The organism is Dyadobacter koreensis, from assembly GCF_900108855.1.
GTDB classification, from domain to species: domain Bacteria; phylum Bacteroidota; class Bacteroidia; order Cytophagales; family Spirosomataceae; genus Dyadobacter; species Dyadobacter koreensis.
In genome coordinates, this window is record NZ_FNXY01000004.1 from 162194 (window position 1) to 177835 (window position 15642).

General features: G+C 40.9%; 13 protein-coding genes. 6 read left to right on the forward strand and 7 right to left on the reverse strand.

Features of this window, described 5'->3' with window-relative positions; all coding sequences use genetic code 11:
• Nucleotides 1-27: 27 nt before the first annotated feature.
• The 4 genes from BMY70_RS12985 (at nt 28) to BMY70_RS13000 (ending at nt 4577) form a co-directional block, all read left to right on the forward strand.
• A complete protein-coding gene (locus BMY70_RS12985) occupies nt 28-1344 on the forward strand; it encodes a TldD/PmbA family protein (RefSeq protein WP_090335632.1) in 1317 nt (438 codons plus the stop codon).
• 59 nt (nt 1345-1403) lie between these two features.
• Nucleotides 1404-2501 carry an alpha/beta hydrolase family protein gene (locus BMY70_RS12990; protein ID WP_090335633.1) on the forward strand — a complete coding sequence of 366 codons (1098 nt, stop codon included), beginning with the start codon at nt 1404-1406 and terminating at the stop codon, nt 2499-2501.
• A gap of 34 nt (nt 2502-2535) precedes the next feature.
• Nucleotides 2536-3711 carry a serine hydrolase domain-containing protein gene (locus BMY70_RS12995; RefSeq protein ID WP_143072092.1) on the forward strand — a complete coding sequence of 392 codons (1176 nt, stop codon included), beginning with the start codon at nt 2536-2538 and terminating at the stop codon, nt 3709-3711.
• A 278-nt stretch (nt 3712-3989) separates the two neighbouring features.
• The gene (locus BMY70_RS13000; protein WP_090335635.1) at nt 3990-4577 is read left to right on the forward strand and encodes an RNA polymerase sigma factor; all 588 of its coding nucleotides are present in this window, start codon (nt 3990-3992) and stop codon (nt 4575-4577) included.
• Nucleotides 4578-4627: 50 nt separating this feature from the next.
• On the opposite strand, the gene BMY70_RS13005 is transcribed toward BMY70_RS13000, so the two are convergent.
• On the reverse strand, nt 4628-5074 hold the full coding sequence (locus BMY70_RS13005) for a GNAT family N-acetyltransferase (RefSeq protein WP_090335636.1): 447 nt from the start codon (nt 5072-5074) through the stop codon (nt 4628-4630).
• A 706-nt stretch (nt 5075-5780) separates the two neighbouring features.
• Between BMY70_RS13005 and BMY70_RS13010 the strand changes: the two genes are divergently transcribed.
• Nucleotides 5781-6707 carry a DUF6268 family outer membrane beta-barrel protein gene (locus BMY70_RS13010; RefSeq protein WP_090335637.1) on the forward strand — a complete coding sequence of 309 codons (927 nt, stop codon included), beginning with the start codon at nt 5781-5783 and terminating at the stop codon, nt 6705-6707.
• A 934-nt stretch (nt 6708-7641) separates the two neighbouring features.
• Nucleotides 7642-9879 (forward strand): bifunctional alpha,alpha-trehalose-phosphate synthase (UDP-forming)/trehalose-phosphatase, encoded by a 2238-nt coding sequence (locus BMY70_RS13015; RefSeq protein WP_090335638.1) that lies wholly within the window; start codon nt 7642-7644, stop codon nt 9877-9879.
• A 63-nt stretch (nt 9880-9942) separates the two neighbouring features.
• On the opposite strand, the gene BMY70_RS13020 is transcribed toward BMY70_RS13015, so the two are convergent.
• The 6 genes from BMY70_RS13020 to BMY70_RS13045 all read right to left on the reverse strand — a co-directional run bounded on the left by BMY70_RS13020 (nt 9943) and on the right by BMY70_RS13045 (nt 15394).
• Nucleotides 9943-10194 (reverse strand): hypothetical protein, encoded by a 252-nt coding sequence (locus tag BMY70_RS13020; RefSeq protein ID WP_090335639.1) that lies wholly within the window; start codon nt 10192-10194, stop codon nt 9943-9945.
• 301 nt (nt 10195-10495) lie between these two features.
• Nucleotides 10496-11176: a response regulator transcription factor gene (locus BMY70_RS13025; RefSeq protein WP_090335640.1), complete on the reverse strand. Its 681-nt coding sequence runs from the start codon at nt 11174-11176 to the stop codon at nt 10496-10498.
• 18 nt (nt 11177-11194) lie between these two features.
• A complete protein-coding gene (locus BMY70_RS13030) occupies nt 11195-12265 on the reverse strand; it encodes a dipeptidase (RefSeq protein ID WP_090335641.1) in 1071 nt (356 codons plus the stop codon).
• A gap of 74 nt (nt 12266-12339) precedes the next feature.
• Nucleotides 12340-13449, reverse strand: coding sequence for a D-TA family PLP-dependent enzyme (locus tag BMY70_RS13035; protein WP_090335642.1), 1110 nt, complete (start codon nt 13447-13449; stop codon nt 12340-12342).
• A 100-nt stretch (nt 13450-13549) separates the two neighbouring features.
• Nucleotides 13550-14020 carry a RidA family protein gene (locus BMY70_RS13040; RefSeq protein ID WP_090335643.1) on the reverse strand — a complete coding sequence of 157 codons (471 nt, stop codon included), beginning with the start codon at nt 14018-14020 and terminating at the stop codon, nt 13550-13552.
• Between the two features lie 69 nt (nt 14021-14089).
• Nucleotides 14090-15394, reverse strand: a complete 1305-nt coding sequence (locus BMY70_RS13045) for a GntT/GntP/DsdX family permease (protein WP_090335644.1) — start codon at nt 15392-15394, stop codon at nt 14090-14092.
• Nucleotides 15395-15642: the final 248 nt, after the last annotated feature.

The following is a 15642-nucleotide window of genomic DNA, read 5'->3' on the forward strand; positions in this document are numbered from 1 at the left end:
TTGAACATATTAAATGGATAATCCCATATGGAGATTTTAACCAAAGAAGAAGCAAAAAAAATAATTGATAAGGTTTTGGGCTATTCCAAAGCTGACGAAATGAGTGTTGAGCTGACGGGAAAACGTACTGGAAATATTCGGTTTGCGGGTAATTCTGTATCGACAAGTGGAGAAACTTATAATCTTTCATTGTCAATTACCTCTGTTTATGGTAAAAAACTTGGAACCTCGACGGTGAACGAGTTTGATGACGCTTCTCTCGAAAAAGCCGTGAGAAGATCGGAAGAAGTCGCAAAACTCGCACCGGAAAATGAAGAATATCTTCCGATGCCCGGTCCGCAAAAATATCTGGAAAGTAAAGGATTTCTAGATACTACTGCTAAACTTGACCCCGTCCAAAGAGCCAAATTTGCGAAAGACAGCATTTTGCCCTGCCGCGAGAATAAGCTGACCGGAGCTGGTTTTATGGAAGATTCCGCTGGTTTTGAGGCACTTGGAAACAGTAAAGGTCTATTTGCATATAACAAAAGTACATCTGTAGATTTTTCTATAACAGTTCGGACAGCGGATGGGATGGGCTCCGGTTATGGATCTGGTGATTTTAACGACAGTTCCTTACTTGACACAAAGATTTCGACCAACATTGCCATTCAAAAAGCCATTTCATCACGCGGCGCCAAAGCTTTTGAACCGGGGAAATACACCGTTATTCTGGAACCCACCGCTGCCGGGGAGCTGATCTCATTCATGATCCGGGCAATGGACGCGCGGACTGCCGATGAAGGTAGAAGTTTCCTGAGCAAAAAGGGCGGCGGAACCAGAATAGGAGAGAAGCTGCTTGATGAGCGCGTCACGATTTACTCCGATCCTTCTGATAAAGACATTCCCGCCAAACCGTTTTCAGTAGAAGGGTTGCCTCTGGAAAAGGTGGTTTGGTTTGACAAAGGCGTGGTGAAAAATATGTCCTATTCCCGGTATTGGGCGCAAAGCAAAGGTGTTGCGCCGATCCTCCAGCCAGATGGATTTATTATGGAAGGCGGCTCAGAATCGGTTGCTGATCTTATTAAAGAAACGGAGAAAGGAATTTTGGTAACACGTTTCTGGTATACCCGCTGGCTTGATCCTCAGACTTTACTTTACACAGGATTAACGAGAGATGGTACTTTCTATATTGAAAACGGTCAGATAAAACATCCCGTAAAAAACTTCCGGTTTAATGAAAGCCCCGTGATTATGCTGAACAATCTCGAAGCGATCGGGAAGCCGGTACGAAGCCGCGGAAATATGGTACCGCCTTTGAAAATCAGGGATTTTACTTTTTCAAGTTTGTCCGATGCAGTTTGATTTTTTTGTCAAATATCTTTGTTAAAACATTCCTAATCAGCTTAAATCGTAACATTAACATGATGAATATAAAGAAAAAAGCGCTTATTTTTCTTTGTTCCCTGATCAGTCAAACCAGTTTTTCGCAGGAGAAATCGAAAGCTTCACTGGAAGATCAGGTAAGTAGGATGGCCAGACAAATCGAGGCAATGCAGCATGATTTTGATCAGGTGACAAAAGGGATAGACGACCTGAGCTGGTATAACAAATTGTCGGATGTAGCTTTTGTAGATAAAGTAATTATTACCGGCCCGCCACCGGCGGTGATCAAAAATCCCACGGGTCAGGGCGCGAAAAATCCTGTTCGTTTTTCTGCCTATGTTTTTATTCCATCCAATATTGACGTTAACAAGAAATATCCGTTGCTGGTACTTCCGCATGGTGGTGTTCATAGCAATTTCACCAGCACCTATGCGCATATTATCCGCGAACTTATTGCTCAGGAATACGTTGTCGTTGCGGCAGATTATCGTGGTAGTACGGGTTATGGTGCCGGTTTTTACAGACAGATAGATTATGGCGGACTGGAAGTTGAGGATGTAAACAGCAGCCGGGATTATATGATAAAAAATTACGATTTTCTTGATAAAAACCGCGTGGGGATTTTAGGATGGAGCCACGGCGGCATGATCACTTTGCTGAATATTTTTGAACATCCGTCCGACTATGCCGTGGCTTATGCGGGCGTGCCTGTAAGTGATTTAGTAGCAAGAATGGGTTATAAATCTCAGAGTTACCGCGACGCTTATTCTGCCGACTATCACCTTGGAAAATCAGCAGACGAAAATGTTGCGGAGTATCGTAAAAGATCTCCCGCCTGGAACACTGAAAAATTAAAAACGCCGCTTCTTGTGCATACCAATACCAACGACGAGGACGTGAATGTGCTTGAAGTTGAACACTTGATCAAGTCCTTGAAAGCGGATGGGAAAAAATTTGAATATGAAGTTTATAAGGATATTCCGGGTGGGCATACCTTTGACCGTATTGACAACTACGGTGCTAAAGAAATCCGTTTCAAGGTTTACAATTTTCTTGCAGGTTATCTGAAACCAAATAAGAAATTCAAGGATGTGAAAGAACTTATTCAGTCGAGTTATTTTCCTAAAAAAGGTTGAGCGTTTGGCTATTTTTTATACAGTATTTGTCGATATGAAGTATTTGAGAAAAACGATTTACGCGTTTGCAATTTCCTTGCTGACCGTCAGTGCGCCGGTTCTTACCTATGCACAGCCAGCGAGATTTGGCCAGGAAGTTTCCGAGAACAAATATATTCTTAATTATCTTCAGCGTGTGGCTGACGAAAGTGGAGCTCCCGGAGTTTCAGCAACTGTTTCCGTAAATGGGAGAATAGTTTTTTCGGGCGGTGTGGGCTTCTCCGATCTGGATAACAGGGTGCCGCAAACTGGAAAGACTGTTCATAATATTGGTTCTGTTTCAAAGGCTGTCGCGGTGATTGCAATCATGCAGCTCGAGGAGAGAGGCTTGCTCAGTTTAGATGACGAGATTCAAAAATATCTTCCGTATTTCCCGAAAAAACAAAAGCCGGTTACAATCAAACATATCCTTACGCATACTTCCGGAATTAGGCATTATGCGGCGAAGGATAACGATAATTTCGGTCTGAAACGGATGCGCCACTACGACGATTTTGAGGAAGCAACCCGAATTTTTCGTGACGATTCGCTTCTTTTCGATCCCGGGACCCACTTTTCATATTCTTCCTATGCCAGTAATCTGATGCATGGGATCGTTGAAAAAGTGACCGGTCTGAATTTTGAAGAGTATATGAAGCGGAATATCTGGCAGCCTGCCGGCATGCTGGCGACCTGGTTCGATGTACCTTCGAGAGTTATTCCAAATCGTGGAAAGGGCTACGTTCGTGATAAAAACGGAATTATCATAAATCCGGATTATGAAGATACAAGTTACAAATATGCCGGAGGAGGAATTATAGCCAGTTCGGAAGATATGGTGAAACTTGCGCTGGCACTAAACGACGGGCTTCTCTTGAAACCGGAAACGATTGCAAAAATGTATACTCCTTATTTTGAGAAAAACGAAAAGTCAGTACGCCCGGTTAAATCTGCCACAGTTATTCCGCAATGGCAAGGTCTGATTTGGTTTGTCGGAAAAGACGGAGCTGGAAGAAACTGGTATGGCCATAGCGGTACAGTGAAAGGTACGCGTTGTTTTATTATGAATTATCCGAAGGAAAATCTGATCATAGCCATACAGGCCAATATCGGGTCTATTAAAATTGATGAATATGCACAATTACTGGCTCAGATGTACCTGAGCGAAGACAAGTCGGCAAAAAAGAAATAATTATGTTTTAGGTTTATTAAGTTTTAAAGAAGCCGGCAATTTAAAGCCGGCTTCTTTTTTGTAACCGTATAAAATAACTCAGGAACACCTTATGTGAAATAACGATCACGAAGTTGAAAGTTTTTAATATTCTTTGCAATTACTGTATTCCATTTGTAAATTGTTTTGTAAAAATACTTAGTGGCAATATTATAGTTTGCTATAATAGATATATTGATTATAATATTTTTCAGATTGATAGTTTTTGTTATCCAGTTCCAATAACCCAGATCTTCTTAATGTCTTATCTGAACGAGTCAAAAATTTTGCAGCAAATTTCGGAAGGAGATGAAAAAGCATTTTCCGAACTATATTTCAAATTCAAACCTGACCTCTATCGTCTTGTAAACAGCATCCTGAAATCTCAGGATCTTACAAATGATACCTGTCAGGAGGTATTTATCAAAATATGGGAAGACAGGCACAGGCTCTGTGAAATTCATTCTTTCAAAAGCTATTTACTTGCAACCGGCAAAAATCATAGTCTGAATATTCTGCGAAAGATATCGTTCGATGAACGGCGCATGTCAGTATTTGTAAGTAACTATAATGAGTCTTGTAACGGAATTGAAGAAAGGATGCAGACGGATGAGTATTACAAATTTTTGCAATCCGTTTTATCTACACTGACACCTCAAACCAGGCGTGTTTTCCAGCTCTGCCGTCAGCAGGGAATGTCCTATGACGAGGCAGGGGAGGCGATGGGGGTTTCTAAAAGCCTGATCAAAAAACATATGATAAGGTCCATGAAAATTTTGCGCTCGGCGGTAGAACGAGATCTTGGCATCGCGCTCAGCATACTCATGTCATCGCTGACGGATGTTTAAAGAATCTGGTTTGGAAGTCTCAGTAAAATATGTCTTTCTTTTATGAACGTTTACTGGTGCAGGTAATAATAAAAACAGCCTTCATCTTTTTTGAACCCAAACTTTTCGTAAAGTGCCTGTGCCTTCACATTTTCAGTCCCTGTTTTTAAATTGACCCATTGCGCATCTGTTTCAGCTCCGAAGGCTTTCACGGTTTCAAGCAGACGTGTAGCCACACCGAACTTACGATACTTGTCAGTAATATACATATCATTCAATGTCCAGGTTGATTTGAGTTTAAGTGAAGAATACATAGGGTACAGCAAAGTGAAACCCATAATATCTGTGGAATCTTCATCAATCGCTGCGAAAACAACAGCCTGATTATTTCCGATTCTCTCTTTCAAAAAATTCGTCGATGCTTCCAGGTTGGATTCTTGTTCAAAATGGACGCGGTATTCGTCAAATACAAGGGATAGTTTCGATATGTGTTCTAAACTGCAATGTTCAATAAGCATATAAAAGACGCGTTTTTTGTTCCTTTCAATATAATAAACAAAGGTAGCACCGACGGGCGTTTAGTTGTATAAAAGATGCTAATTTTGATGGTTTCAACGTAAAAAAAACCTGCCGAAAACTCGACAGGTTTTAACTAATCTCAACCGGGATTTATGAATATCAATATTTTGGCTTTAAACTTCAAAATCTGACTAAGATGTATTTAAAGACAAAATGAAATATTTTATAATAAGGTAACGCGATGAAACTGAAATGAATATCCGGCAAGTAATGATTTAACCGAATTTTAATTTGCAGATTTCTTTTTCTGGTTCTAAATCTTTTTTTGGTTAGCACACAAGCTCAGGACGCATTAAATATCGTTGGCCAGAAATCCATATAATTTTGATGCAGGGGTAAACTAATCAAGGGGAGGAATCGCTCAGTAAATGCTTTATTTGATTGTATTATTTAGGTTGTAAGTGGCTGTAATATAATAATCAACGAATTTTTGTATACTCAGGAACTTTCTAAAAACATATCTTTGTTTCGCTAGGGATCAGTAACTTTTTGTGCGTAATTTTCTATAATAATTAGTCGAAACAGATTATAACTGAAATTACAAAGTTTTCGCGTTGAAGCTCGCTCAACTGAACTGATCTTCAATATGATTTTGTACCTTTTAGCAATAACAGAGCGTAAGAGAAGAATTTCCATAAGTGCTATATGATAAACCGTTATCTTGGATTTGTTGCATGTTCCCTGACATTGCTCAACAGTTATTGCTTCGCGCAGGACTTACAACCGGGCTTACCGGGAATGGGGCCGTCAAAATGGATCACGATCGAACACACGCAGGCGCCGGGTGCGAGATATCGTTCAGCAAATTCTGAAACACAGCGGTATACTCAGGAGGACATTTATGTGCGAGCGTGGGTCCCCGTTCTTCACAAGCCAAAGTATGCGGTTATTTTAGGCCCGCATTACAGAACGGAGCAGCTGGAAATCAATTCCAGCGGAGAAAATCCGATGCATCAGATGTCTAACTGGAAGCTTCGCTCGATGGGTGTTGACATGAAATCTTTTTTTACGCTTAATCCAAGTTCTTTCCTTATTCTGGCTTCCCGGCTTAACAAAAGTGGGAGCCTGGCCAATATACCACTCCGGGATGTTCCTTTGAATTATAGCTTTACAGCAGTCTATTTAAAGAAAAAATCAATCGACAAGGAAATAGGTTTTGGTTTGATGGCAAGCAAAAATCAAAATTTTAATGTTTTGCCGGTATTTGTTTTCAATTATAATTTTTCTCCGAAAGCCGGGATTGAGATCAGCCTGCCCCGAAGAATTTCTTATCGTTACAACCTTTCGTCAAAGGACATTTTATCGTTCCGAAGTGAGGCTGTCAGCAGAAGTTATTATATCGCCGAAAACAATAACGAAACAGGTCAGTTCCGAAAAATTGATATGGATACCGGCGTGATGTACAACCGCCAGATCAATAAACTTATTGGTGTTGAATTGTTTGCAGGATATCGTACCAATATCAGTAATACCCTTCCCGCAGGTGTAGTTCCAATTAAAACGTCCGGTTTTACGGCCTCAGTGGAGCTATATATCCGTCCTCCGTTTGGACTTTCAAAAAAATCCAAGTAAGAAACATTTTGACCAGCTATGTTTGCCCATTGCGAATAATGGCAGTGATTAAAGGCCTGTCTACCTGAAAATTTATTATTTAAAGATGACACAAAGAAAAAAGCCTCGGTATAACCAAGGCTCTTTTGTTCATTATTTAACCCAGCACTCTACATTATTAGGTAACTGATGTAAAAGTAGAACGAATTATTTGCATAAACAATAACTTTGTAGAATATATTATTTCATTTTTAGTAATTGTTATATAAAATACTGTGTAAATGTAGAAATTATTCTATTTACTCTGTCGCAAAGCTTCATAAAGAAAGAATCCCGGCAACTGTCGGGATTCTTTACTAAATATTTCTCACCTCAAGATGAGCGAACTCACCTCGATTATTACGTATATAGCAAATATCGTGCTAGCTTTACGGTTTAAATCAATACGTAAAATAGTAAGTATTTGATAATCAATATTTACACTGGAAAACATCTTTAAATAATTACATTACACTACATTATTATATTATTATATTTTTTGGGATTAATCCCTGAAAGGCATTTGTGTGGAAATTGGAACCGGATTAATCAATAAGTACCGGACCATTATGCGTTGAATGCCAGAGGTGAAGATTGGTGAATATTTTCAAGGTATGGTACTGAAACAATAATTCCAGGGCCGCCTACAAACAAAAAAATCCCGGCATATGCCAAGATCATTTGTGCACTACAACACACACTATAGGCCACTTGCGTGGCGCTGTACAAAATTATAGATTTCTTTCTATAAATGAAATATATAATTTCGACAATTTTGAGATAAAAGATAAATTATCACTTAAATCTCTCTTCCTGGAACAAAAATTGCGGTAAATTGAAGAAAGTGGACATAAATACTCAGTCTCATGTCCTATATTTAAACAAATGCATCTGAAAGTAACATGCATTGAAACATATGAAGAATTTAAAAAATAAAGAAAAATCAGGAAGATTAATCATTGTTGCCTATCGACTACCTTTCAAGATTATCAGCGAAAATGACCAGGTCCAGCTCTTTCAAAATTCTGGTGGATTAGTGTCAGCAGTACTTTCTCTCGTGCATGAGCAAGAAGGTTCTCCGTTCAACTCGGAAGAAAAAATCCAGTGGGTTGGTTTCAGTGAAAATACACCTGAGGAACTTGAAGGTCAGTCTCTTGCTAACGACAGCTTCCAGGCTCACCCGGTTTTCATACCGACAGAGGTGAATGAAAATTATTATGAGGGTTTTTGCAACAACCTAATTTGGCCATTATGTCACTACTTTCCTTCGCTAGCCAAGTTTGATGATGCTTATTTTGAAAGCTATCAGATTGCCAATAAATTGTTTTTCGATAAAGTTGCCGAGATCATTCAACCTGACGATGTGGTCTGGGTTCAGGATTATCAGCTGATGCTTTTACCGGATATGATCCGGCAGCAATTTCCCCAAAACAAAATAGGGTTCTTTTTCCACATCCCTTTCCCGTCATTCGAATTGTTCAGAATGTTGCCGGTAAAATGGCGTAAGGCAATAATTGATGGAATTTTGGGTGCTGACGTGGTTGGGTTTCATACCAATGACTATGTGGAATATTTCCTAAAAGCGGCGCGAATGGTATCGGGCTACGGCAATAAGCTTCATTATATAAACATGAGTAACCGGATCGTGAAAGTAGATTCTTTTCCGATCAGTATAGATTATAAGAAATTCAACTCTGCCTTTGATGAGCCGGCGGTCAAGAAAGAGCGGGAGCAGGTAAGAGCGTCGTTGAAAGAAAAAATAATTTTTTCAGTAGACCGGCTTGATTATTCCAAAGGTATACTGCACCGCTTGCATGGTTTTCAAAGATTTCTGGAGGTGTATCCGGATTGGCATGAGAAAGTTTCATTCGTCATGGTCGTCGTTCCTTCAAGAGACAGTATCGAACAGTATCAGCAAATGAAGTCTGATATTGATCAGACCGTTGGAAGAATTAACGCCAACTTCGGCAATATAAACTGGCAGCCGATCATTTATCAATATCGGTCGATGCCCTACGATGAACTTCTTGGAATGTATACCGCCAGCGATGTCGCACTGATTACGCCGGTAAGGGATGGAATGAATCTCGTTTGCAAAGAGTATGTAGCGAGTCGCAAAGATAAAAAAGGTGTATTGATTCTTAGTGAAATGGCTGGTGCAGCTGCCGAACTGGGAGAGGCTCTGATCATTAATCCGCTTGATGATCAGGATATTGCGGATGCAATAAAACGAGCTTTTGAAATGCCGGAAGAAGAACAGACCAAACGCATGAATGCCATGCAGACCAGGATCAGAGAATATGATGTCTTTGCCTGGACAAATGACTTTTTTACCCAAATGATTATGCTTGAACAAGAACATGAAAGACTGCGTCAGGTTTTTCTCACAAATAAAGGAATTGACGATATTCGGAAAGCCTATGCCGCATCGTCCAATAGAATTTTATTCTTCGACTACGATGGAACGTTAGCACCTATTGTGCCGGATCCTGCCAAGGCAATCGTCTCTGTTGATACAAAAAAACTGATTATGGACCTGGCAAAACGCGATACGGTCATCATCATCAGCGGCCGCGACAGGTATTTTCTTCATGAACTTTTTAAAGACCTTCCCGTTCATATCATTGCCGAGCATGGCGCTTTGATCAAGACAAAGGACAGCGACGAGTGGACTTTAAATGACAGCTATGAGGAAAACTGGAAGGAAAGTATCAGGCCAATTCTGGATATTTATGCAAAACGTTGCCCGGGTGCGTTTGTTGAAGAAAAAGAAACATCGCTTGCCTGGCATTACCGTACTGCAGAAGATCAGGAATATGCTGTACGCAGGGCTCAGGAGTTGATTTGGCAATTGAAAAGTTTTGTTCAGCCGGAACTCAATCTTCAGATTATCGACGGCAACAAAGTGGTTGAAGTCAAAAAAACAGCATTTAATAAAGGAACGGCCGCCAGGACATTTGTTGAAAATGGAGATTATGATTTCGTTCTGGCCATGGGAGACGATACTACGGACGAAGATATGTTCGAGGCATTACCGTCAACTTCATATACAATTAAAATTGGCGATGACCTTTCTGCTGCAAGAAATCATATCCGTAACCAGCAGGAAGTTTTCCACTTCCTAAAATTTATGATCTCTTCACCGGAAGAATAACATATCCTCAAACAAAAAAACAGCAAGCCGATTTCGACTTGCTGTTTTTTTATTGCTAAAAGGCTAAGCCGCCAACATTTCGTCTGAGCCTTTCATGTTTTCCATTTTTATAAAATCACATTTGAAACCTGCCGAACGAAGCTCCGACTGAATTTTTCTGAAATCTTCAAGTTCTGATCTTAGACTTAGTAGAAATTCTTTAAAATCGTATGCCCAATGTTTGACATTCAGCTTTTTAAGACAGTCGTGCAACTTCTGGAAAGATAAAACGTCAGGTAATTTGGTACGAAAAGATATTTGATATATTGGCTTCATTGCTGATAGATTAATAATTGCTGAAAGTGATTTGCTAAATTTTTAATTCGGTCGCACTTGTAAAATCCGTCACACGCTACATAGCAAAGATCGATATAATTTATAATTATTCCAAATAAGAATTGCTATTCTTTATTTGTTCAAATATAGCATTGTAAATATAAAATATTAAAGATAATTTGTGATGAAATTGTTAAATATTAATGAAAATCTAATCAAACAACTAAGGAAATAGTTATTCTTGCTTATCAATTTGTAACTGTGATGGAACAGGATAGATGTGAAAGTATTTCGAGTGAAGCTATTTGTCGCCGGAGATTATGTAACCGCGACCTTTGACCGTCTTTATTAATTTAGAAGCAGCGTCGTTATCAATTTTATTTCGCAGATACGAGATATAAACATCCACAACATTTGTGAATGTGTCCAGATTTGTATTCCAAACTGCGCTTAGAATTTGCGAACGGGTAACAGTTTTGTTTTTGTTTTCAAGAAGGAACACAAGAAGTTTAAATTCTTTTGCCGATAACTGGATTTGTTTGTTGCCACGTTTTACTGCGTGAGTATCAAGATTGACTGACAGATCGTCGCATTGAAGTGTCTGATCTTTGGAGTAGTGCAGTTCATATCTTCTTCGGAGGGCTTTAATCCGGGAAATAAGCTCAGGGAAATGGATTGGTTTTACGAGGTAGTCGTCTGCCCCGATGTCCAGTGCTTTGATTTTGTCTTCTGCCTCTCCAAGCGCACTGAGCATCAGGACCGGCGTATCAATTTTTTTATAACGAATTAATTGCGCGAGTTGAAGCCCGTCGATATCCGGAAGCATAACGTCCAGAATGAATAGATCCCATGAATCAGCACTGATCATATCGCGGGCCTCATATCCATCACTGGCCAGATATACAGAATATCCGGCTTCCTCCAGACCTTTCTGAAGGAAGCTGCTGATACGGGAATCATCTTCAACAAGTAATATTTTCATGCAGAATTTTCGGTGAACTCAGGCCCAGGATCTGTCTAAAAAATCAACCCAGTTCTTCCACATAATTTGTTCGATATCCTGTTCCGAATAACCTCTGCGGCTAAGAATACCTGTGATGGATTGAAGGTCAGCAATAGAATCCATATCTCCAGGAGCTTGTTCTTTGCCGAACGCGCCATCAAGATCGGAGCCGATACCGACGTATGAAGCACTGCCAGCCAGCTGGCATATGTGGTCAATATGTTCTGCGATATGCTCAATCACCAGACCGGTATTTTGTGGTGTTGATTTGCCGCGAACCCAACCCGGAATCATCATCCAGGCATCGAAGGCCATGCCGATTACAGCTTTTCTGCCGATTAATTCCAAAATCATTTCGTCTGAATACTGCCGGTTATGCGGAGTGACCTTACGGGTAAGATTATGGCTTGCCCAAACTGGGCCCTGATATATTTTCATCGCGTCCCAAAATGCGCTGTCGCACAAATGAGTAGCATCAAGGATCATATTGTACCGATCCATTTCTGCCAGCAAATCTTTTCCTTTTTGTGATAATGGTTGGTCTGAATCTGTTCCGTATGCGTAAACACCCGGGCCGTAATGAGCGGGGCCGATTGCGCGGAGACCATAATTGTAAGCAATTTCCAGATTCTTTAAACTAATAAAAGAGTCAGCTCCTTCAAGGCTCAGGATATAACCAATCGGTAAATTCTCTGTTGATTCGGCATTTCTCCAAAGTGTTAAGTGTTGATGCAGGGCAGTCAAATTCGTGATTTGTACCATTTCTCCTGCTTCTTCCATTGCTTTATACCAGGCGATCTGCGCTTGCGTCTGCGCCCAGGCCTGTGCCTGAGAATGCCAGCCTGGAATTTTACTATCTGGTTTTACAAAACGTGCAATCTGTGTGGCCACACACATTCCTATATTTCCCTTCCGCATTTCAGGAAAACTCACAACGCCCAGACCGCGATCCGGTTTATCGGTCAGATTTTTTTCGCGGTCACGAATTGCATTAAGATCCTGGGTAAGGTCACGGTTCCATTCCACAGCATTCATGGAAAGGTCCAGATGGGCATCAAAAAGAAACATGCTACTTTTAATGATTGAATGAGTGAATTTTGAATGAGTCATGCTGGCTCATTCAAGGTTTAGGATTTTTACATTTAAATAGTAATCCGGCGATTTCTTGCAACAATTTTCCATTCGTCGATCACTTCGCCAGTTTCAATTACTGAGGCATAATCATGCAAGGCGACCGAAGGACAAATGTGATAAGGCAGGGCATAGTAGACGTCGCCGATTTGAATCGACTCCCAGGTGTCTTCCCCGATTTGCAGAACGCCATGTTCTTCACTTTGACCAGTCACTGTATATCCGTTAAGGTTTAACAGGCGGAAGCGTTTGTCAATCGGGTTTTCAGCCGATACTGCTTTGTGTCCCAGATCAATGGTTACGACACCTGCCGAAGGTTTTGAAACGACACGTGTTAAAATTAGTGCCGCATGTAAAAAAGGCTGCTCATCAAACTGATCTCCGTAACCCCAATCCCAAAGTACGTTTGTACCGGGACTTAGTAGCACATCAGGGCGAAGCGCGTGGACTGTAAAGGTTGGGGAGCCTCCTGCGATGACAACTGGTTCGGCTCCGATATCTTCTCGGATCAAGTCCAGCAGGGGAAATACCTTTTCAAAATCTGCATCACTATGCGCTTTTCTTTCTGAAAATTCAGGATTTCTGATATGACCGTCGTAAACATGAACTCCGGATACCGAAACATTTGAAAGTCCGGAAAGGAAGCGATAAAGGGAAAGCAGCAGACCATTGGTAGGGTGCCCCGAGCGGTTCATTCCATTGTTGACATCTATAAATATAGTCGATACAAAGTTTTCTGCTGCTGAAATTTCTTCCAGCGCCTGTGCAGATTGCTCGTTATCGATTAATGATGAAAATGTCGTTTCTGGATATTTTTTTCTAAGCGCAAACAAACGCTGGATATTAATTCCGGTCAATTGATAGGCGATCAAAACCCATTTTGCACCTGCTTCTGCCAGCATTTCTGCTTCTGCGATCGTGGCGCATTTAAATTTTGATACACCAGCGTTCAGTTGAATTTTTACTATCTCACCGGTCTTGTGCGTCTTTACATGTGGAACCAGACGGTCTGCATCACCGGCCATATGCACCATACTACGAATATTATTTTCGATTCTATCTTTATAAAAAAGAAGAGAAGGGGAAATTACTTCTTCTGGCTTGTTGAGCAGATACCACATTGTCTTTGGGGTTATGATTGGTAAAAATTGAAAAATTGCTGATCCGAATAGTTTTGATTAACAATCAGTTACTAATTCAAATCAGCAATCAGGAAAGATCTTAGTTTTCTTCCAGTTCGAACATTGCTTCAATTTCAACAGGAATATTATCTGGTAAGGTTCCCATACCGACGGCGCTTCTTACGCCAATACCATTTTCTTCCCCCCAAACCTTTGCAAATAATTCGCTGCATCCATTGATCACGTAGGGATGGCGTTCGAAATCACTTGTTGCATTGACCATGCCTAAAATCTTAATCACACGCTTGATGCGGTTGAGACTTCCCAGATTGGACTTTAAAGTAGATAAGATCGTCAGACCAACCTGGCGAGCTGCCAGTTTGCCTTCTTCAACGTCAAGATCAGCTCCGATGCGGCCAATGATCAGACTGCCATCATCCTGAACGGTCCCATGTCCTGAAACATAAACCCAACGATTGTCGACGATAAGATATGGTTTATAAACGCCAAGCGGTTTTGGAGCTGGCGGCAAATTAAGTCCTAGTGCTTCGAAATTGGATTCAGGAGTCATCTAATAATTTGATATTAATGATTTAAAGTATCGTTTTTGGAAAGATGCAAATGCAGGCCTGCTTTACTCTTATACGAACAAATTTAATACTAAAACCCCCAACAAACCCATTATTGAGACAATTGTTTCCATAACTGACCAGGTCAGAAGCGTATCTTTGATGCTCAGATTGAAGTATTCTTTGAACAACCAGAACCCCCCGTCGTTTAGGTGCGAGAACATCAAACTTCCTGATCCGATGGATAATACAATCAGTTCGGGCGGCACAGGAGAATGGATTAACAGGGGTGAGAGAATTCCGACAGTAGTTAATCCGGCAACGGTAGCTGAACCCACACAAACGCGGATAACAGCTGCAATTCCCCAGCTTAAAATAATTGGCGAAATATCAATTCCTACGAGACTTTCAGCGATGTAAGTACTCACGCCGCTGGCTGTCATTATTTCCTTAAAAACTCCGGCACCTGCGATGATCAGCAGGATTACTGAAACCCCTTTGAAAGCTTCTTCCATAGATTTTCCAACGGCTTTCATATTCAGTCCACGTTGTATCCCGAGCGCATATGCTGCAAAAAGCACTGAGATAAGCATCCCGAAATAGGGCTCTGCAAGTAGTGCTATTAATTGATTATCAGGATAAAGGCCCTTCACACCAGACATGCTCGTCAGAAGAAAAACCGGCAGCAAAGCTGTGACGACGCTAATTCCAAGACCCGGCAATTCGGCTGTCGGGCGTGGCTTGACGTTGAATAAATCTTCGTCAGGTTTTGGCGTGAATCTTTTTAGAGTACTCCCGAATATTGGGCCGGCGATGGCGATGGCAGGAATTGAAACAATCAGTCCGTAAAATAAAGTTTTCCCCAGATCCGCGCTCAACTGACTGGCGATAGCGGCCGGCGATGGATGCGGGGGTAAATAACCGTGTGCTACCGAAAGCGCCGAAAGCATCGGTATTCCAATGTATAGTAAAGGAAGACGAGCTGTGGCGCTTATCATGAATATCAAAGGAATAACGATGACGAAACCAGCGTTGTAAAAAAGCGGAATTCCGATAACGAAACCTGCAAGGGCCATTCCCCACTGAATATATTTTTGTCCGAAAACACCGATCAGTGCATCCGTTATTCGCTGCGCGGCTCCACTGTCGGCTACGAGTTTTCCGAGCATGGCTCCAAACCCAACGATAAGGACCAGATCACCCAGTGTACCACCAACTCCTTTTTGTATTGCTTTACTGACTGTCTCAACATCGAGTCCGCTGGCAAGTCCCAGGCCAATTGAAACAAGAAGAAAAGAAATGAACGTATCAATTTTGAGCCAGGCAATCAGTAAAATCAGGCACAGAATGGAAAGGAAAGTTAGTACTAATGGCATAGAAAGGAATTTAGGTAATGAGGTTTATCGATTATAAGGAGGCGGATAAGCAAATTTAACGATAGAACCGGATTTGTTTCAAAATTTATTCTTCTCACCTCCCGAAAATGATTTAAAATAGCCCTTTAATAAGTACCAAAATGATTAAATGAGAATGGTAATTCAGGTGCCCGTGTAATTCTAAATTCCGCAGTATCACGGTGATAGAAAGTCTTGCTGTAATAAGGCTCCAAGAAGTTTGTTAGAAT